The organism is Spirosoma soli, from assembly GCF_042684525.1.
GTDB classification, from domain to species: Bacteria; Bacteroidota; Bacteroidia; order Cytophagales; family Spirosomataceae; genus Spirosoma; species Spirosoma soli.
In genome coordinates this window covers 92,024-109,971 of sequence record NZ_JBHULN010000025.1, presented here as the reverse complement: position 1 = coordinate 109,971, position 17,948 = coordinate 92,024, and the positions used below count along the sequence as shown (strand labels likewise).

The 17,948-nt window shown below is 50.1% G+C and carries 15 protein-coding genes and 1 pseudogene; 7 read left to right on the top strand and 9 right to left on the bottom strand.

Annotated elements, in window-relative coordinates:
- Both ACFSUS_RS29195 and ACFSUS_RS26815 read left to right on the top strand, forming a co-directional pair.
- Positions 1-113, top strand: a pseudogene (locus ACFSUS_RS29195) (IS110 family transposase); the annotation flags it as partial.
- Positions 114-321: 208 nt separating this feature from the next.
- Positions 322-909: an IS5 family transposase gene (locus ACFSUS_RS26815; protein ID WP_381527760.1), complete on the top strand. Its 588-nt coding sequence runs from the start codon at positions 322-324 to the stop codon at positions 907-909.
- Between the two features lie 141 nt (positions 910-1,050).
- Here ACFSUS_RS26815 and ACFSUS_RS26810 read toward each other — a convergent pair whose 3' ends face one another.
- The 3 genes from ACFSUS_RS26810 to ACFSUS_RS26800 all read right to left on the bottom strand — a co-directional run bounded on the left by ACFSUS_RS26810 (position 1,051) and on the right by ACFSUS_RS26800 (position 4,126).
- Entirely contained in the window at positions 1,051-1,974 is a 924-nt protein-coding gene (locus tag ACFSUS_RS26810) for an alpha/beta fold hydrolase (protein ID WP_381527758.1), read from the bottom strand.
- A gap of 164 nt (positions 1,975-2,138) precedes the next feature.
- Positions 2,139-2,879 (bottom strand): LytR/AlgR family response regulator transcription factor, encoded by a 741-nt coding sequence (locus ACFSUS_RS26805; protein WP_381527756.1) that lies wholly within the window; start codon positions 2,877-2,879, stop codon positions 2,139-2,141.
- Positions 2,876-4,126, bottom strand: a complete 1,251-nt coding sequence (locus ACFSUS_RS26800; protein ID WP_381527754.1) for a histidine kinase — start codon at positions 4,124-4,126, stop codon at positions 2,876-2,878. Before ACFSUS_RS26800 ends, ACFSUS_RS26805 begins: the two co-directional genes overlap by 4 nt.
- A 100-nt stretch (positions 4,127-4,226) precedes the next feature.
- On the opposite strand from ACFSUS_RS26800, the gene ACFSUS_RS26795 reads away from it, so the two are divergent.
- The 4 genes from ACFSUS_RS26795 (at position 4,227) to ACFSUS_RS26780 (ending at position 10,872) form a co-directional block, all read left to right on the top strand.
- Entirely contained in the window at positions 4,227-7,439 is a 3,213-nt protein-coding gene (locus ACFSUS_RS26795; RefSeq protein ID WP_381527752.1) for a ligand-binding sensor domain-containing protein, read from the top strand.
- 162 nt (positions 7,440-7,601) lie between these two features.
- Positions 7,602-8,225 (top strand): HAD family hydrolase, encoded by a 624-nt coding sequence (locus ACFSUS_RS26790; protein WP_381527750.1) that lies wholly within the window; start codon positions 7,602-7,604, stop codon positions 8,223-8,225.
- Between the two features lie 600 nt (positions 8,226-8,825).
- Positions 8,826-10,229 (top strand): glycosyltransferase, encoded by a 1,404-nt coding sequence (locus tag ACFSUS_RS26785; RefSeq protein WP_381527748.1) that lies wholly within the window; start codon positions 8,826-8,828, stop codon positions 10,227-10,229.
- 238 nt (positions 10,230-10,467) lie between these two features.
- Entirely contained in the window at positions 10,468-10,872 is a 405-nt protein-coding gene (locus tag ACFSUS_RS26780) for a hypothetical protein (RefSeq protein WP_381527746.1), read from the top strand.
- Positions 10,873-11,044: 172 nt separating this feature from the next.
- On the opposite strand, the gene ACFSUS_RS26775 is transcribed toward ACFSUS_RS26780, so the two are convergent.
- A complete protein-coding gene (locus tag ACFSUS_RS26775) occupies positions 11,045-11,518 on the bottom strand; it encodes a hypothetical protein (RefSeq protein ID WP_381527744.1) in 474 nt (157 codons plus the stop codon).
- Positions 11,519-11,789: 271 nt separating this feature from the next.
- On the opposite strand from ACFSUS_RS26775, the gene ACFSUS_RS26770 reads away from it, so the two are divergent.
- On the top strand, positions 11,790-12,089 hold the full coding sequence (locus tag ACFSUS_RS26770; protein ID WP_381527742.1) for a hypothetical protein: 300 nt from the start codon (positions 11,790-11,792) through the stop codon (positions 12,087-12,089).
- A gap of 1 nt (position 12,090) precedes the next feature.
- On the opposite strand, the gene ACFSUS_RS26765 is transcribed toward ACFSUS_RS26770, so the two are convergent.
- From ACFSUS_RS26765 to ACFSUS_RS26745, 5 genes are all read right to left on the bottom strand, one after another.
- A complete protein-coding gene (locus ACFSUS_RS26765; RefSeq protein ID WP_381527740.1) occupies positions 12,091-14,856 on the bottom strand; it encodes a vWA domain-containing protein in 2,766 nt (921 codons plus the stop codon).
- Positions 14,857-15,020: 164 nt separating this feature from the next.
- Positions 15,021-15,842 (bottom strand): hypothetical protein, encoded by an 822-nt coding sequence (locus ACFSUS_RS26760; protein WP_381527738.1) that lies wholly within the window; start codon positions 15,840-15,842, stop codon positions 15,021-15,023.
- A 9-nt stretch (positions 15,843-15,851) separates the two neighbouring features.
- Positions 15,852-16,214 carry a hypothetical protein gene (locus tag ACFSUS_RS26755; RefSeq protein WP_381527736.1) on the bottom strand — a complete coding sequence of 121 codons (363 nt, stop codon included), beginning with the start codon at positions 16,212-16,214 and terminating at the stop codon, positions 15,852-15,854.
- Between the two features lie 240 nt (positions 16,215-16,454).
- The gene (locus ACFSUS_RS26750; RefSeq protein WP_381527734.1) at positions 16,455-17,384 is read right to left on the bottom strand and encodes a hypothetical protein; all 930 of its coding nucleotides are present in this window, start codon (positions 17,382-17,384) and stop codon (positions 16,455-16,457) included.
- Positions 17,385-17,468: 84 nt separating this feature from the next.
- Positions 17,469-17,735 (bottom strand): hypothetical protein, encoded by a 267-nt coding sequence (locus ACFSUS_RS26745; RefSeq protein ID WP_381527733.1) that lies wholly within the window; start codon positions 17,733-17,735, stop codon positions 17,469-17,471.
- Positions 17,736-17,948: the final 213 nt, after the last annotated feature.

Genomic DNA, 17,948 nt, shown 5'->3' with positions numbered 1-17,948 from the left:
AAAATCGTATGTTAGTTCTAAACGCTGTACGAAATAAGCTAATTCATCGCGTTTATGCCGTTGTGCGCCGGAACGAAAAATATGATAAAAATTATACGCCAATCCTTGTTTGAACCATAGAAATCGGCCCGGCAAAGATGTACCCCACAGACCTGACTGATTCTGCCTGGCAAGTTATCCAAGAAATTCTAGCTGACAAACGTAAGCGCAAGTATTCGCTTCGTGCCATTCTCAATGCGTTATTATACTTGACCAAAACCGGACGGTTCGCCGTTGCGATGCCAATGGCGACAGTTGCCCAATGATTTACCGCCCTGGCCCTTGTGCTACTACTATTTCTGGAAATGGCGCAACAACGGCACTTGGGAAGGCCTGAACAAGGCCTTAGTCCAACGTAGGCGACGAAAAGCCAAGCGAGAGGCTTCGCCCAGCGTGGGCGTGATTGATTCGCAAAGCATTAAGTGCAGTGAGTGGGGCGTCGTACCCAAAGGATATGATGGCTACAAGAAGATTAATGGACGTAAACGGCACATCATCGTTGATACATTAGGCTTAGTTCTAGTAGTCGTGGTTCATGCTGCTAATCAGCACGATAGTCCAGCGGCCAGAGCGGTACTGACCCGCTTAATGAACCAGGGCTATGAGCGAATGAGCAAGATCTTGGCTGATAGCGCCTACGGTAAAAAGTTGGCTCGTTGGCTTAAGAAGTCGTATGGACTGATCTTAGAAGTGGTGAAGGTGAGCGAATTAGCTGGTTTTCAAACCGTACCCATGCGATGGAAAGTGGAGCGGACTTTTGCCTGGATGAATTGGTCCCGCCGGCTAAGTAAAGATTATGAGTGTGGAGTTAACTCCCATGAGTCGTTTGTCTATTTATCCAATATCAGCCGAATGCTCAAGCATTTCTAAACAGGCTCTTAGTAGTGGCCGAAGAAGCGTACAGAAGCTAATACACATCATACGAAAGGATGACCTACCATGAGTTTATCCAGTAACAAGTCGAAAATTTGCCTTAACGGTTTAGATATAATCATCGTTCCACCAACAGTATCAGTGCCGCACAGTAACCTTAGGACGGAGATATTCGTACAAGACCTGAATAGCTTCTTTCGACGTTTCGATGCCGTGACCTGTATTTGCCAGCACCCGACTGCCGCGCAGGGTTGGAATGTGTTTTTCGGCTAACCGGATCGTTTCCTGGGGAGGAAATAGCAAGTCTTTCTCCCCTAAAACAAGATAGATGTCGGTGCTTAACCGTCGTAACTCTTGGGTAGACAGCGGAGCCGGATAATCGCCCTGAAACTTATGGTTCTTAAGGGCATATAGCAGGTAGCTGCTTATCAGATGCCGATACACCGGTGGTACCGTATGATACGGTGGGCAGAAGATCGCCGTGTCCAGAAAGGCAGCCAGATTCTCCTGACTTGGCCACACCATCGGTAGCAGGTTATAATATAGATTCCGGACCGACGACGAGAACGGTTGAATACCGGCAGGATTAAATAGTATTGCTTTATTTACTCGTCTGGGCGACTCCAGGCATAATTTCAGGCAAATGAGCCCGCCCAGCGAAGCACCCGCAACGGTTGTCTTTTCCAGGCCGAGTCCGTTCAACACTTCGGTTGCCCACCAGCCATAGTCATTGGTTTTCACGTTTGGGCATTGCCCATCGCTCAGGCTGGGCTGGCCGTTCACATCGACAATATAGTACCGATACGTTTCCTGAAACGGTAGTAGTGCATTGTCCATATCCCAAAACAATCCACAGGTTCGCGCACCCGGAAAAAATACGATGGTTGGAGCAGAAGTCAGATGCTTGTTGGCCGCCCAAACTCGTGTGTTACCAAATGACGTCCGTACCGTGATTCGCTCGTACAAAAATCCATTCAGGGCTTCTACCCGTCTGTTCCAGCTCTCCAGGAAAGAAGTTGCTTCAGTCGGGCGTTTAAACGTTGATACACGATGCGGTTTCATAGAGGAGAGGCTGTGTAGAGTATGAGGGCCTTAATGACCAGTCAAAAATAGTCGTATGTAACCGAGCCGAATACATCAAACCGACAACCGGTAGCCATGAACCAATAACTGGTCAGTATCGATGAATAACCGGAGAGTCGACTATACACCCCTCTGGCGCGCGCTTAGATCCGTTCCAGCAGGTTCAGAAACTCTTGTTTCTTGTTACGCGATACCGGAATGTTTTTGTTGTTTGCCATCACAACTTCTCCTCCATCGCCCCGAATGTATTTCTGAACGTAACGTACGTTAATCAGGAAGCCATGATGCACCCGGCAGAATCCTTTGCTTTCGAGTACCTCTTCCACTTCTTTCAACGTTTTGGAAATCAGCACGGCTTTGCCATTGGTCAGAAAAAAATGGGTATAGCCTCCATCCGATTCACAATAATAAATCTCTTCGCTTTGCAGAATCTGTAGCCCTTCCATGGTCGGTAAGGCAATGCGGTCGCCGGTTTTCTGGCGGTTGAGATAAGCGACAAACTCATCGACCTGCGACGCTGACCGGACCGAGATGGCCTCTTCGGCTTTGGCAACCGCCTGACGCAACTCATCTTTATCGACCGGTTTGAGAATGTAATCCAGAGCGTTATGCCGAATGGCCTGGATGGCATATTCATTATAGGCCGTTGTAAAAATGACCCGAAAGCCCGTAAACCGACACGCCTTAAGCAAATCGAACCCGCTCATGCCCGGCATTTCGATGTCCAGAAAAACCAGGTCAGGGTGATGAAGGTCAATAGCGGCTACGCCGTCGGGGCCGTCGGCGCAGGATGCCAGCAGTGTGATTTGGGGGCAATATTTGGCCAGAAGCAACGCCAGTACGTCGCGGCAGTGTTTTTCATCGTCAACCAGAACAGCAGTCATGAGTAAGGAAGTTTTAGCGTAAAATACACGCAGGTGCCCGCCGAGGCTCCCCCTGCGTCATATTGATCAGCAATATCGATCCGAGCCGCTACGCCGTACATTTCATTCACCAGCTGGAGCCGCTCTTCGGTCAGCTTAACTCCCTGAGCCTTATGATTGGTTAAGGGATTACTACGTAGCTGGGCCGAAGCTACCCGGCCAATTCCGTTATCATTGATCTCAATGGTCAGGTAATCCTGTTGTTTTCGGCAACTAATTTGCAACATGGCCGACCCTTCTTTTTTGGGAAGCAGACCATGCCAGATGGCATTTTCAACGTAGGGCTGAGTAATGAGGGGAGGCAAGTGAATGGTGTCCAGATCGAGGTCAGGGTCAACGTACAGCCGGACCTCAAACTTGTTATCGCACCGGAGCTGCTCCAGTTCCAGGTAAATCTCCAGCGCTTTGAGCTCATTACGCAACGACACCCATTCCGTTTTGGAATTATCGAGTACCTGCCGCATCAACCGCGAAAACTTAGTCAGCAGGTCTGAGGCATGATCGGCATCCTGTTGCAGAATGAATTTGTTGATGGAATTCAGACTATTAAAGATGAAATGTGGGTTCATCTGCGTTCGCAACGCCAGCAGCTTTGTTTCGGCAACCCGTTTGTTGGTTTCCATAAGTTGCCGCTCAGCCTGCCGGTAGGCCTGTTCGACTTCTACCTGCTTAATCTTCTGCGCGCACAAGGCGGCCACCGTCATTAAAACCGTTACGTGGCGGTTTCGAAAGAACCGTTTCTGCGGATGTTCGGCGTCGATAACTCCCAGGACTTTCCCATCCAATAGTATGGGTACAGCGATTTCCGAAAACCGCATTGCATCGTCCTTAATATAGCGCGGATCTTTGGATGTATCCTCAACAAGTTCAGGCTGGCCCGTTCGGGCAACGGCCCCGACAATGCCCTCCCCCACCGGAATATCTATCGGTTGAAATATCTCGAAGTTTATCGGATTTTTGGGGCCATGCGCTGCTTTCTGTACAAGCATACTACGCTCGTGATCAAGCCAGTAGACCACACAATCCACGAAATTAAGCCGGGCAATGCAATTCTTGGCCACATCCCAGAGTACTTCGCCAACGGTGTTCTGATTCAGCAAAGAGGTGGCGAAAAACGTAATGGCGCGCTCAGCTTCCAGATCTTCCCGCAAGGTTCGAATCTGCGAGGCCGCACTAGGGCGAGCTGATGGAGGTGCCAAACGCTTCATTCGTGAACATTTCTCATTCTCATTGTGTCCAAATTACTTTTATTTTCGCTTCATTGGAAAGCCGTAACCAATAACAAGTCGTCTACAGGGAATAACCACCATGAAAAGCAGGATAGCTGGCGTAAAGACCCTTCGTACGAATCGCCAATTATGTCGGCGCTATCAACTGTTGCTGCTCACCCTACTTTTGCTGGCCAATCAAGGCTATGGCCAGTCGCCTACACTGCTGTTCCAACGCCTGACGCTGAGTCAGGGCCTCAGCACGAACTACGCCACATCGTTCGCCCAGGATACGCTTGGCTTTCTCTGGATTGGGACCATCAACGGGCTGAACCGATTCGACGGCCTGCGCTGCGTAACCTACACGCGTCAGGTTGGCAACCCACACTCGCTGTCGAACCGCATTGTCCGCTGTGTGTTCAAAGCCCGCAACGGTACCCTCTGGATTGGTACCCAACGGGGCCTTAACCGGTTCATACCAGAGAAACAGGCGTTTCAGCGCTATTCTTTCGCTACGCTGGGAACGGGCTGTGATCTCGTTCGGGCAGTTGCCGAAAGCTCCGACGGCCTGCTTTGGCTGGCGACAAGTGGCGGAGTTGTGGTATTAAACCCCAAAACGGCCAACGCAAAACGACTAGCCATACCAGCCGACTCGACCCTGCTTCAGTCGGCCAATACCATCCGACGCGTGTTGATCGACGGCCCTACCCTCTGGATTGGTACTCAGGCTGGCCTCTATGCCTACAACCGAACAACGAAGCAGTTTCGCCTTTTTCGTCATCACGACTCAGCCGCCACGTCATTGCCTAACGATTACGTATCAACGCTGGTGCTGCACCCCCGCACGAATGAGTTGATTGTTGGCACGCGTATGGGTCATCTGGCCGTGCTTGATCAAGGCACTGACACCTTCCGTCGATTACCACTAGCCGCCAAGAACCAGGAAGTTTCGTCGGTTGTCTTTACGCAGACAGGGGCAATGTGGGTTAGCGTGGCTGGCGGTGGAATTCATCGTTACGATGCGGCCAAAAACCGTTTTTTCACTTACCTGAACGACGAAACCAATTCGAGAACCCTTGTTTCAAATTCAGTAAAAGCCTTGTTTGAAGACCGAAGCGGGGTGATCTGGGCCGCTACCGACGATGCCGGGATCAGCTGGTTTAACCCAACAGTCAAGAAGGTCCATTCCCTGTTTGATGATGTAGGCTACCGACCCGCGTCAACCCTGGGGTTCGATGCCGGGCAACTTTCCTTCGATTCCCAAAATCGTTTGTGGGTATCTACCCGCGATGGACTGGCTTGCATAAACCCACAAGCGCAGACCTACCGCATCTATCGACACGATCCTAAAAATCCGCATAGCCTCAGCGATAACTGGACATATGCAGCACTGGCCGACCGCTATGGGTTCGTGTGGGCCGGTATGCCTACGGGCCTTAACCGACTTAACATCAGCACCGGACGTTTTGAGCACATCCGGTGTCTACCCTCTCCGGAGAGTCCGACGCGGTATCCGGCGTTTGATCCCAAGCGTCGGGATTTCGTCGCGGGAAGTCAGGTGTTTATTATAACTGAGTCGCCAGACGGTCGACTATTCATTGGCACAAACGAGAAACTAACCATTTACGACCCCCGCACTGGTTTGTTCAGCAATCAGTTCAATGACGAGCGGATTCGACAATTGCCGGGTAAGAACTACAATACCCTGTCCTTCGACCGTGCGCATAACTTGTGGGTGGGTGGTCTGGGCCCAGTGTACAAGATTAGCCCTGACCTGAAACTACTGGCCCAATACGACCATAAAGAAGACGATCCTTACAGCCTGCCCGATGAAGGCGTTACCGATTTTGTGGAAGATAAGCGCGGCCAGATCTGGATGAGTAGTGACAATGGCCTTGCTTGCTTAAATCAACGTACCGGACGTTTTGCCGTTTATACCACCCGACATGGCCTGCCTAACAATGACATTGCAGCACTGCAATTGGTTAATGACAGCCTCTGGGTTAGCACCAGTAAAGGACTAGCCTGCCTCGACACCCGTACCCTCCGTTTCACAACGTTTGACGAAGCGGACGGCATCCCCTCCTCCGAGTTTGAGTCAGGCTCAGTAGTCCGTGATTCGAGCGGGCGAATTTATTTTGGGGCTATGCGGGGGCTGGTGTACGTTGAACCCAATCAAATTCGGCTGAACCGTTTTGTGCCGCCAGTTTATCTGACGTCGTTTCGGGTTAACGACCGCGAGCTCCTGCGCGGGTCACCGGACAGACCGCCCACTATTGTACTTGATTACAGCCAAAATGGGTTTTCCTTCGATATGGCCGCACTTAGCTTCGACAACGCCGACGGCAACCGGTATGCGTACCGGCTGGAGGGATTCGAAGATCAATGGAACCAGGCTACCAACCGGGCGTTTGCGAGTTACACCAACGTTCCCCCCGGCGAATACGTATTGCACGTTATTGCGGCTAATAACGACGGGGTCTGGAACCGACAGGGTTACAAACTACCCTTGACCATTCGACCGCCTTTTTGGCAAACCTGGTGGTTTCAGATCGTGGCTTTCGGTTCATTGCTTACCCTGGTGATTTCGGTAGCTCGTCGCAGAGAAGCAAGGCTGGTGAAGGAACAGCGCGAAAAAAGCGAATTACGTGAGCGCATTGCGGCCTCTGAAATGAAAGCCTTACGGTCGCAGATGAACCCTCATTTTCTGTACAATTCACTGAACGCCATCCGGCTGTTCGTACTTCAAAACGACAGCGACAACGCCGACAAGTACCTGGTGAAGTTCGCGCGGCTCATGCGACTCATTCTGGAGAACTCCCGATTAGAGTGGGTAACGCTGGCTAGTGAGTTAGAACAATTGGCGCTATACCTGGAGCTGGAGCAGCTCCGATTTGGGAACAAGTTCGACTTCAAGGTTGATGCTGATCCCGCCCTGGACAGGGAAAATACGTCGATTCCTCCCATGATTATTCAACCTTACATCGAGAATTCTATTCTCCACGGCATAGCTCACAAAAAAAACCGGGGAACAATTCAGGTATGCATCAAACCCGTCGATGATCGGCTGGAATGCACCGTAGAAGACGATGGTGTGGGGCGGCTGAAAGCCAGCGAGCTGAAAAGCAAGACGGTGTCGTCGCACAAAAGCGTAGGGCTTAAGGTTACCGAAGAGCGGCTTCAGCTCATCAGCCAACGTAGCGGTAAAGAGACCCGAGTGACTATAGTAGACAAAGTAGGCGACGATCAGCAGCCGCTGGGCACGAAAGTAATTATCCAGTTGCCCCTTATGACCGCTCAGGAAACCGCCTGACCACCGGCCCGGTTGTATCCGGCAAGTCCTGGCGTCAATCGGTTAATGCAGTAGTGCCATTGATCAATCAAACGCATCTGGCGGAGTGGCTACCTACTCTATTTTTGCGGGTAAATACAAAAAGAAACTACGTAGAAACTTCAGCTTAACCGCTTACAACTTATGCCAATTGATACCATTGTATTTGATTTCGGGGGAGTACTCATCGACTGGAACCCAAGGTACCTTTATAGAAAACTCATCGCCGACGAGCAGCAGATGGAGTGGTTTCTTTCAAACGTCTGCACCGACGAATGGAATGTTCAGCAAGATAAAGGACGCTCGTTTGCCGAAGCGACCAGCGTACTTCAGAACCAATTCCCTGACCACAAAGACCTGATTGCCATGTTCTACGGGCGCTGGGAAGAGATGTTGAATGGCGAAATCTCTGAATCGGTAGCTATCTTGCGCGAGTTGAAAGACAAGCATTACAAGCTGTACGGTTTAACGAACTGGTCAACCGAGTCTTTTCCGATTGCTAAAGAGCGCTACGAATTTCTGAATTTGTTTGACGGTATCCTGGTATCGGGCGAGGAGAAGCTTATTAAGCCCGACCCAGCCATCTTCCATCTCTTGCTCAAGCGCTATAACTTAACCCCTGAGACCTGCGTGTTTATCGATGATAACCTGAACAACGTTAAAGCGGCCAGCAGCCTGGGATTCACAGCCATACATTTTCAATCCGGCGCACTCCTGCGCGACAAACTGGTTGAGTTGAACGTGTTGGCGGACGAAAACGTAGCGTAGTACTTCGTAAAGCGCATCGAAATTTACCAGATTCAGCTATCACAAGAAAAGCGTCGGACTAGGTAGTCCGACGCTTTTCTTGTGATAAGCCTAAGGGTATTAAGGCCGTCTCAAACGCGTTTCACTACATATTGGCTCGACTTACAAAAGAAGTCAGGCAATTATTCGACGACCGGACCAATAGCTTATTTCTAAGCCATTACTAGAACCTTCGCTAGCTCGCCATGTTCATCAACGTATCCATACAAAATATGGACCGGCTACTTACAACCCCACAATAACGTGTTATCGAAACAGGCATATCAGTCCGTTGATCCTCTTGGCTCAACTCTTCAAATCTGGGAGCTTGACTGGGTACTGCTCCAGTTCAAAGCCGACAAGTCCCGTGAGCAACTTAGGCTGACCGCTTTGTGCCAATCACGCCCTAAACGTCTATTCACGGCTCCTGGCCATACCCGATAGAAAATGTTATGTTTCATGGCCATAGTCACGATTGTTATCTACTCTATTACTCTACTATTCCTAGTGATCAGCAGCCTAATTCAAGCTCGTCTGGCCTGGCATTTTTATCGGCGTCAAAAGCAAGTCTCAAATCATGCCATGGCATTTTCGGGCTTCCCTCTGCCTAGCATTACCGTACAATTACCCCTGTACAACGAACGATACGTAGTCGAACGCTTGCTGGCCGCCGTAACGGCCCTCGATTATCCCCGCCATCTTTTAGACATCCAGGTACTCGACGATTCGTCGGACGAAACAACCAGCCTCATTGATAACCAGTTAGCTTTAATTCGCCAACGTGGCATTTCTATTGCTCACATTCGACGCGCCGAACGAACTGGCTTCAAAGCCGGCGCACTAGCCCAGGGAACCCGGCAGGCCCAAGGAGATTTCATTGCTATTTTCGACGCTGATTTCTTACCGGCTCCGGATTTTCTACTGCGGCTGATTCCTTATTTCACGCATCCAGAAATTGGGCTTGTACAAGCCCGTTGGGACCATTTAAACCTCACCGACTCCTGGCTTACGCGTTTCCAGGGCTTCTTTCTGGATGCCCACCTCTTTGTGGAACAGTGGGGGCGGCACTCGGCCAACCACCTGATTAATTTTAACGGTACGGCTGGCATCTGGCGAAAAGCCTGTATTGAGGATGCCGGAGGTTGGCACGCCGATACGCTTACTGAAGACCTGGACTTGAGTTACCGGGCCCAACTGCGGGGCTGGAAATTTCAGTATGCGGGCGAGGTGGGCGTACCGGCCGAACTACCCTTGTCCATGCAAGCCCTCAAAACCCAACAGTTCCGTTGGATGAAAGGCATTGCCGAATGTGCCCGCAAACACCTTGGCTCTACGTTGCAATCGTCCCGGCTCCAGATATCCAACAAAGCATATGCCTTATTTCATCTGCTCAGTAGCCTACCGTTCTGCTGTTTGTTCATCCTTGGGCTGAGCAGTGTGCCGCTGCTATGGTTTTTGCAGCAGCCAGTCTATCAGCTCTGGGTTGAACGAATCTCGGGATTAACGCTGCTTTCAGTAGCTTCCGTATTCTTGTATTGGGTTGGCTTCATGCATCGTCAGCCGTTTAGCAAAACTCGGTTACTTAGCTTCTTGGGCCATTATCTACTATTTATGGTCTTGTCGATGGGGCTTTCTTATCATAACACGAAAGCGGTTGTGGAAGGATTTGCCGGTCGAAAAAGCTCTTTTATACGCACACCCAAGTTTAACCGGGGAACTCAGCAGACGTCCTGGCATACTAACGTGTATGTATCGAAGCAAAGTAGGGAGTTACCGTGGGCAGAGATCTTGCTCTGCCTGTACTTTCTGGGCGGCATCGGACTTGCGTTCCACCTGCACATCTTCAATTTACTTCCGCTCCACCTATTGCTGGTAGTAGGTATGGGCCTGGTGGTCTGTTACCCAGCCTGGCAGGCCGTACCGGAGAAAGCAAAGAAAAATAAACAGGCAAGCCTGGACACACGTGAATTGAGCCCTGCGGAATAACTACACGCTGTAGAACTGGCTCATCCAGTAGGCCTCCTACACTGATGACACTTGTTGACCTCCGGCTAAATCAAGCCGTTCGCGCTGGTCTGTCCTAAAAGTGAGTGTTTATGTCTCATTTTTGAGCGTTTTCGCCTGCTCAATAAACCACCTTTGCATAGTCATTGACGCACAAACACAGTCCCAGGTGTTTACGTCTACTCTTCATTCATTATATCCTCTTTAACCCCTTATTCTTATGGCTTACCCAGTTATTGATCAGAAAACCGAGTCGCACAGTTATGTTGTCGAGAAAGTAACAACCACCTTAACCCTGGTAGAAACAGCACCTGGCCAGTTTGGTATCCTCTACGAAGCCAAGTATTCCGGCGTGAAAGATGGGCATGTTTCCGGCGGACCGCTCAGCGTCAGCGGAAACGGTGAATACGTGGTCAACAAGAATCCGGAAATCACGGTGACCATCTCAAACTACTCTAACACGGGGTCGAACATCTCTATGCAAATCAAGATTTACGTGAACGCTTACGGTGGCCATACGATTTTCAATCAGGCATTGGGAGGTAGTTTCGGAGGAGATCCCGTCAAAGCTATCTTCGACAATATGACCGAGTTGTACGAGAAAAATGCATTGAAAACGGCATAAGCACCGCTAAGGCCAGTGTATATACAGCGCTTCCTGAAACCTTAGGGAGCGCTGTTTTTTCTACTCAAGCTCATTCGTTTTTACGAAGCTGCTTTCAGTACAAATCCTTTTGCAGTAAGTTTCCCGAGTGTGCCCCTCGTTCGTTTCTACATTCAAAAACTTACTTCACTCATTAATAAACAGGCTGACTATTGAGCCATTCTAGTAAACGACTTACGGTGCATACGGCAATGGTAACAATGCCAAAGACAATCATGGTGATGCCAGCAAAGCCCCGAAGCTGCCAGACAAAGTGAGATCCAGGCTGGCTCTCGTCTAGCTCCTCGGGCACATAGGTAAGCCGGGTAGTGGCTCCTTCGCTCAGCTGAAACCACCGGCGAGATCGCATGCTGACGTCTACCTCGCGCGCCAGTCCCGTAGCATCCTGGAACGAGCAACGGACGTAATAGTTTATCATCTCCCCCATCAGCCCCTGATCCTCTTTTCGAAATTTTTCCAGCACGATTGCCGTAACCGTCAGGCCACTGCTCCGAATGTCACGCCCTTCATACCAAAGGTACCAGCCAATCAATATGCAAACTATTCCAACGAATAAGCCGCCAAAGGCGACAAGTAAAGGCAAAATGGTAGCCGATGAACTAATCATAGTCGAGGATTTGATCTGAGTGCAAACAAATTTGCTGAACACAACACAACTCCACTATACTCACTTGACAATCGGTGGATTTGAGTGAATAACTTACCGAATAAAGACATAAGTGGCTGACGAACACCGTCCAACAACTACTACCAGTTATTTACTCAACACTACCGGCTGTTGATTTAACTTGGCTTACGGGTTCACAATACGCTACGTTTGCCTAGTTACTCGCCGGCGCAGTATGTCACCTTTAGCCGCATTGCATAACGTTTATCTCATGAAAATTATTACGACCACGAACTGGGTATTGATTAGCCTCTACGCAATACTCCTTGTCTTTACGCTATTCAATATCAACCGTTCAGGTAACGATGCGGCTGGGCGCGGCATGGAATCGGGCTTCCTTTTTATTGGCATTATCCTACTGGCCGGGCTGGTCGGGCTTAATTTGATGCCCTATCGAGCAACCAAGATTACGGCTTTAGTATTGGCAGGGTTACCGCTCATAATAGTCTTGTATAACTTCCTGTCCGACTACTTCATGGCTAGCCACCAACAACATGAAGACAACACCTAACTTAAGGTGCTTTCTTAGCCTGAGCTTCCATAATTAATTGAATATTAGCATTTTCCTGAGTGATGTGGGCGTAGTTCCCCTTACCCGATAAGGCGATTCTCTTGAGGTTAGCGCCCGTGATGGCGTTGCGACCGAAGGTAAAAACGGTCAGGTAGATAGCTTGTTGAGCACCATCACTTACGAGTTGGTATACGTCGTTACTAATGGGAAATTCGCCGTCCGTGGCGAGTATAATTCGGTTGTTGCCCGCCCGGATGTAGTGCTTGTCTGCCAGCTTATAAGCCAGACGAATACCTTCATCCCCATCGGTATCGCCCTTGGACTGAAGGTCGTCGATCACGCGGGCAATTTCGTCGGCGTTGGCCCCAGAAGTGGGTTTTAACGCCACCCGTGCTTTACCCGAGTACACCACCACCGAAACCTGATCTTCGGGACGGAGTAGTTTCAGCAACGATTTAATGGATCGCTTCAAGAGGGGCATTTTATAAGGCGATTCCATTGACGCTGATACGTCCAGCAGTAACACCATATTGTTTGCCGCAAAACCTTTCAGGGTAAGATTGTCGGCTCGTGGGGCGGTTCGGTCAACGTATATGGTGTCTGTTCGCGTTCGTTCCACAAATACGGTGTCATGTTCAACTGTCTTGCCGTTTGTTATTGGCTTTACCGGAGGGTCGCTACTTTGCTCTGGCGTAGCCCGGATAGACTTGGGCGCAGTGCTTTCGGGTTTCGATTGAGCCAGCAAGGACTGGTTTGGCGTATCAACTTTTTCGGGTAATGCCTGACTTTCTTTAGCTGGCGTCGCCCGGCGGAAGATGAACATATCCGGTTGGTTAACGGCTTTCAGAATGCCAGTCTTAGCCAGTTCGCTAAACTTGTTGTATTGGTAAATTAACTCGTTGTTATAAAAATAGTAGATCGACTCGTAAGGATGCGAGGTTGCCGAGCTGACATTTACATGTTGCGTCTTTTCGACAAATCGGATTGAGTTTTCTGCTACGTCTTCGTAAGGCGAGTACGGGCATAAGCCATTACTCCGGCCAAATCGCTTCAGCCCTTGCAGGTTTTTGTACTCGTCCGCAATCAATGCGCGGGCATTGGCAGCTAGCTTGTCCGTCATGGGCAGGTGCGCCACCTCTCCTTTCAAGTACGCCTTTATGCCAAACAGCACGTCGTGGTCGTCGTCCAGGGTTTTCAGAAGAGCTTTTCCTGCAACGTGCCAGGAGTCGGCGGGGTTAGCAACCGGGTAGCTCTCGTGAACGCGTCGCACGTCCTGATAAAGACGCTCTTTTTTCTGGTCGAACAAGTCAAATAGATAAGCATATCGGTTCAAAATGGCGTCGGAGCGTTGTAATCTATCCTGAAGGTATCGTTTCTCGGCGGTGTAGTTAATTAACTCAATACTGAGCGCATCCATCTCTTTCAGCATAGCGAGCAGCACGTCGGCCTGGCCGTTGATAGACGCTCGATAAGGCGTAGGCACCTCCCGGCTGCTACTAACCAGAAGCTGATATTCGGAAAGAGGCACTTTATAGGCTTCATGGGCGTAGGTCAACCCCGCTCGCTGGCGGCTGCGGGCAGGATCGCGGTAATACTCAGCCGAAGCCTGGTAATTGCGGAGCAGCACCTGGAGCGTATGCATCTGTCGGAGCGATTCATTAATAAACTCCACATACCCATTCAATGCCTGGAACGTAGCGTTACTGGCCGAAGCAGGCGCCGGTTTAATGACAAACGCACCAGGAGGAACATCCCGGAAAGGCATGGCCTGAGTAACTGACTGTCCGGCTGACGCGGGCGGTTCAATGGCAAATACCGGACAGTACTTAGGATAACTCAACAGCCGTTTGGTCGACTGACTATAGTTGACAAAAGCCTGATGACTAGCCAGCAAGTCCTGGTTGTAGTGCGCCAACAGCGAACGATACACCTCATTGCCATGCGCAGAGGTTTGACGTGCCGCAAACGTATGGTCGTCAACGGCCCGGCGTTTTATGTCTTGTAGTGACCGTAGCGCCGTTTTAAATGCGGGCACCATATCCGAAGCCGGATAGTCTAACGCTGTTTGCGCTTTTCCCAGCTGAGTCAGCAGTCGCTCGTCGGCCAGCATAGCCGCCTGAACCCGGCCGACGGGCCAGTCTGAGCGGCTTTCCTCTTTTAAATAGAAAGGTAAACTATCGAGCAACTGCTTCTGACTAAGCAGCACCTGTTCCATTTCCCGCTCGGTATACAAGTAAGCATCTTCGGCCAGATAAGGCTGGTATCGGCGATACACCCGTTGAATCTGCTTATAGAAGTCGTCTTTATCGCGGCTGAACTGGCCGGAGAGCGCCTGCATCTGGTTGAGCAGCGCATCCGATTGTTTTAGCTCGTCGCGCTGGTAATCTTTCAGCCGCACGTAGGTTTCCAGGGCTTTGCCGGTCTGGTCTAGTTTTGTTAGTAACTGCCAAAGCGCCTGTGCACGGGCCGTCAGGCGTTGTTTCTCGGCGGCAGTTAAGCCACTACTCGCCAGGGCTTTCTCGTAGTAGTAGGTTTCTAGGGGTCCCGAAGAAGGTAGCCGCAGGAGAACGTCAGGCCTTTGCCGATACCGTTTTACATCAGCATAGTACGTCTGTAATTGCTGAAATCGGTTAACGACCTCATCAACCGACTGGTTGATGAAGGCTACGTAGTGATTCAATGACTGCTGAGGTGGCTCCTGCCAGCCGCGGGCGGTCACATAAGCCGCCGATGAAGCTAGCAGTACACAACAAAAAAACGTTTGCATGGCCGAAATAACAGAATCTTACCCTACTCAGACAGAAGCTATTTAGTCAACGGTTGATTCAGGTTGAGACCGGTATTCGACCACAATTACCTGCTCCGTCTCCGGTGGGTTTACCAGGGGAAGTGCCCGGCCCCCGGGAGTTAGCCAGGATGCCCGGCAGGCGCTTAGTCAACGATACCAATCCGGTAGAAACCCCGTCGATTACTACTGATAGAACTACCACTCCGAAAGACATTGTCAATGTTGATTACCTTCTCCGAAGTAACCATAACGTCGAGGGTATTAAACCGGCTTGTAGGTCCTTGAAAATACGCGGCTGGAATGGTGTACGCTCCCTGCCCCGAACTTACCTCTGTGCTCAGGTAGTCGGCTTCTTCCGTGCTGCCCCCTTCGTATTGCACATGCCTCCACGGATCGACGGTACGACTACTTTTCGAGATTTTCAGCTTGGTCACTGACTCCTCTCCCCGCCAGCGCTTCCAGCTGGCCACCCACCAGTTGTCGGGTTCAAGGTCCTGCCAGTGTAGCGTCAGCGGTTGCTTTCTTGGATGGCTGACCGGGGGTAAAAACCGCGCTGGTATAAGCTCAGCCTGAGTCTCGATGGTCCCCAACGTATATCCACTACCATCGGTAAGCACCACAGAAACGGTGTATGTCGTCTCCGCATGGACAGCGAGCGACGAGTCGATACGCTGATAATAGGGATAAGCTCCGTAATAATTTGACGACCCATTATTCAGCCGAAGGCTTTTCCCATTCACCTTAACCTGGATGTTCGGATTGGCAACGGTCTTGTCAGACTTATCCCGGATAAAGGCTTCGATGGTCTGGTTTAGGCTGTCGCCGTCACCTGTTGAACGGGAGATGATTACGTTTACCCGGAGCAGAGAAGGGTCGTTTACCGAGCTGGTGGATAGCGATGAGTTACTGCAACGCATAAACAGTACGCTTACCGAAACAAGCACAAGGCGCAGGCAGTGTGGCATAGCCTTTTCTCATACCTCAAAAGGTAGCTCATATTCTTTGGCAATCACTCTAGAGCTACGGGTTTTGACCTCTACCCTGGCTTTCAGGGGCGACCCTAGCACCAGATAATTCTTCACGAATTGGTCTTCGTAGGCCATCCACGATTTATCTTCCAGCAGATAGTCAGTGGCACCCGCTTTGGAAGCCTGATACGCCAGCCGTTCGGTAACCAGCGGCTCGTAGTTTACGATGTTACCCATGTAAATCACCTGAAGGCCCGGCAACGATTGGTTACCGAGTTCGGTACAGCTCACCACTGTGACGGTTAACGATGAACCATCTTCCAAGTCCCTGACGGACCATTCGTCGATAATATTTTTTTGGTTTGCCATAGTGTTTGTGTTCATTAATGTTGTTTACTGCTCAGTACTACGCTTGATGGAAGCTTCTCCCTTAACCCTTCGTTAGATCAGCTTTAAACCGCTCACCTTTAGGTCAATTGGGTGCGTAAAAGTAGACCAGGCACCGGCCAAGGGATAGCTCGAATGAATATCTGGTAGGTTTAAGTAAATAACAGGCACCAACCAGTTTATCGACGGCTAAAAGCGAAAGAATAATGGCCCAGCAGCGTGTTACTTAAATACAATCGTAAGACGGGTGAGTAAGCTTTGTAAATCCTGGTTGATGGAACGTACGGATGATTGAAGCTGATTCAGCATGTTAGCTCGGGTCCGTAAGTCGTCGGCCTGATACAATCCACCGGTGCCAAAGTAAAGCTGCTGTTTTTCAATCGAAGCCTTTTTTAATACGTACTCCTGCCAACGTCGGCGAATGTTATACCGCACGGACGTTTGTCCGCTGTTGCTAAACACCTTTTCATTAAGCACATACCAGATAAATGGAGAGTAAGCGACCGACTGATCTGACTGACTCCAGATATCGGCGAGTAGGTTACGTTTATGCGCAAAAGACACCGTTTTGTTTGACGAAAAGGCCGCGGCTCCTCCTAAACCCGCGCTAAGAAGCCCTCCACCAATGCCAATCGTTTTATTGGCGTTGTCAGTCTGGATAAAGGCGGTGGCTACCGTCGTGGCGGCTCCAATGATGACGGAGAACAAGGTTAGATTACGGATACGACGTTGATCTTTTTGCTCAAGATAAGTAGCCAATTGATCGGCCCGCTCACCTTCGCAATCCAACTCGGCGGCTAAGCTGGCAATTTCGGTTGATGCCAGCGCTAGTCGGCTCTGAACCTGCTGGATTTTAGTAAGCCGTTCTAACCGAGCTTCTGGAGTTGTCTTGCCCTGAGGTTGACTTAATTCCTGCAACAAAGGCAGTATCCCCGTAGCGTTGGCCATCAAAAGGTCGTGCCGGGAAAAGTGATTCGTTAAACTGGTATCGGCCGGTAAAACGGTTTGCGGTCTGAACGTATCGTTGTAGGTGTAAGTCAAAGCGGGTTCGCAGTAGCCGCCCGATGAATTTGAGAAGTAATTAGGTTTGGTAGTGCTACAGGCCGAAAGCAGCCAAACAAGTATAACAGTTTTGGCAGGAGATAATATCATTGTTCACGTGTTGCGTACGGGCTAAGTTATACCAAGCTCCCGTGGTCTTTGTTTTCTGGCTTACTGCAACAGCTCAATTCGTTTTCATTTTAGAAGCGCCATAACGGCTTCATCGCCTACCACCGCTTTAGCCGGCCGAGGGTATTGAGCGTTAAACACCTGTAGAGCAGCAGACTCTAACAACGTAGTAGAGCTTTCGTCGATCTGGTTATTTTTCAGCACCTTGTTCAGATCAAGGTTGAGGTGTTTAGCCAGAAATCGATAAGCGGCTTCCCGTTTACCAGGCCCGTAATCGTGCCCTTCGTCGGGTAGGTGTTTGTTTTCGAGCTGATCCCTCACCCCAACACTCAAACAGTCAGCAATCTACTTTTGCTTCACAAAGACCCCAGTTATAAGAAGCTACCCACCCAAAACTAGCCCCTCTGTGAAAGGCCTGTAAACAGCGACGCCGGAGCAAGCCTTTATCGGTGCTTACTCCGGCGGATCAATTAGTTTTCTGGAAGCAGTTTGAGTCATTCATGTTGAGCGAAGTTTGAAACTTCGCTCTGGTGTTATCCGGTTTAT

What these genes read in the sequence shown, in the direction of transcription:
- ACFSUS_RS26750 (WP_381527734.1), bottom strand. Translation starts at nt 17,384, where the DNA reads ATGATATTATCTCCTGCCAAAACTGTTATACTTGTTTGGCTGCTTTCG.
- ACFSUS_RS26775 (WP_381527744.1), bottom strand. Translation starts at nt 11,518, where the DNA reads ATGATTAGTTCATCGGCTACCATTTTGCCTTTACTTGTCGCCTTTGGC.
- ACFSUS_RS26770 (WP_381527742.1), top strand. Translation starts at nt 11,790, where the DNA reads ATGAAAATTATTACGACCACGAACTGGGTATTGATTAGCCTCTACGCA.
- ACFSUS_RS26755 (WP_381527736.1), bottom strand. Translation starts at nt 16,214, where the DNA reads ATGGCAAACCAAAAAAATATTATCGACGAATGGTCCGTCAGGGACTTG.
- ACFSUS_RS26790 (WP_381527750.1), top strand. Translation starts at nt 7,602, where the DNA reads ATGCCAATTGATACCATTGTATTTGATTTCGGGGGAGTACTCATCGAC.
- ACFSUS_RS26780 (WP_381527746.1), top strand. Translation starts at nt 10,468, where the DNA reads ATGGCTTACCCAGTTATTGATCAGAAAACCGAGTCGCACAGTTATGTT.
- ACFSUS_RS26805 (WP_381527756.1), bottom strand. Translation starts at nt 2,879, where the DNA reads ATGACTGCTGTTCTGGTTGACGATGAAAAACACTGCCGCGACGTACTG.
- ACFSUS_RS26760 (WP_381527738.1), bottom strand. Translation starts at nt 15,842, where the DNA reads ATGCCACACTGCCTGCGCCTTGTGCTTGTTTCGGTAAGCGTACTGTTT.
- ACFSUS_RS26795 (WP_381527752.1), top strand. Translation starts at nt 4,227, where the DNA reads ATGAAAAGCAGGATAGCTGGCGTAAAGACCCTTCGTACGAATCGCCAA.
- ACFSUS_RS26765 (WP_381527740.1), bottom strand. Translation starts at nt 14,856, where the DNA reads ATGCAAACGTTTTTTTGTTGTGTACTGCTAGCTTCATCGGCGGCTTAT.
- ACFSUS_RS26785 (WP_381527748.1), top strand. Translation starts at nt 8,826, where the DNA reads ATGGCATTTTCGGGCTTCCCTCTGCCTAGCATTACCGTACAATTACCC.
- ACFSUS_RS26810 (WP_381527758.1), bottom strand. Translation starts at nt 1,974, where the DNA reads ATGAAACCGCATCGTGTATCAACGTTTAAACGCCCGACTGAAGCAACT.
- ACFSUS_RS26800 (WP_381527754.1), bottom strand. Translation starts at nt 4,126, where the DNA reads ATGAAGCGTTTGGCACCTCCATCAGCTCGCCCTAGTGCGGCCTCGCAG.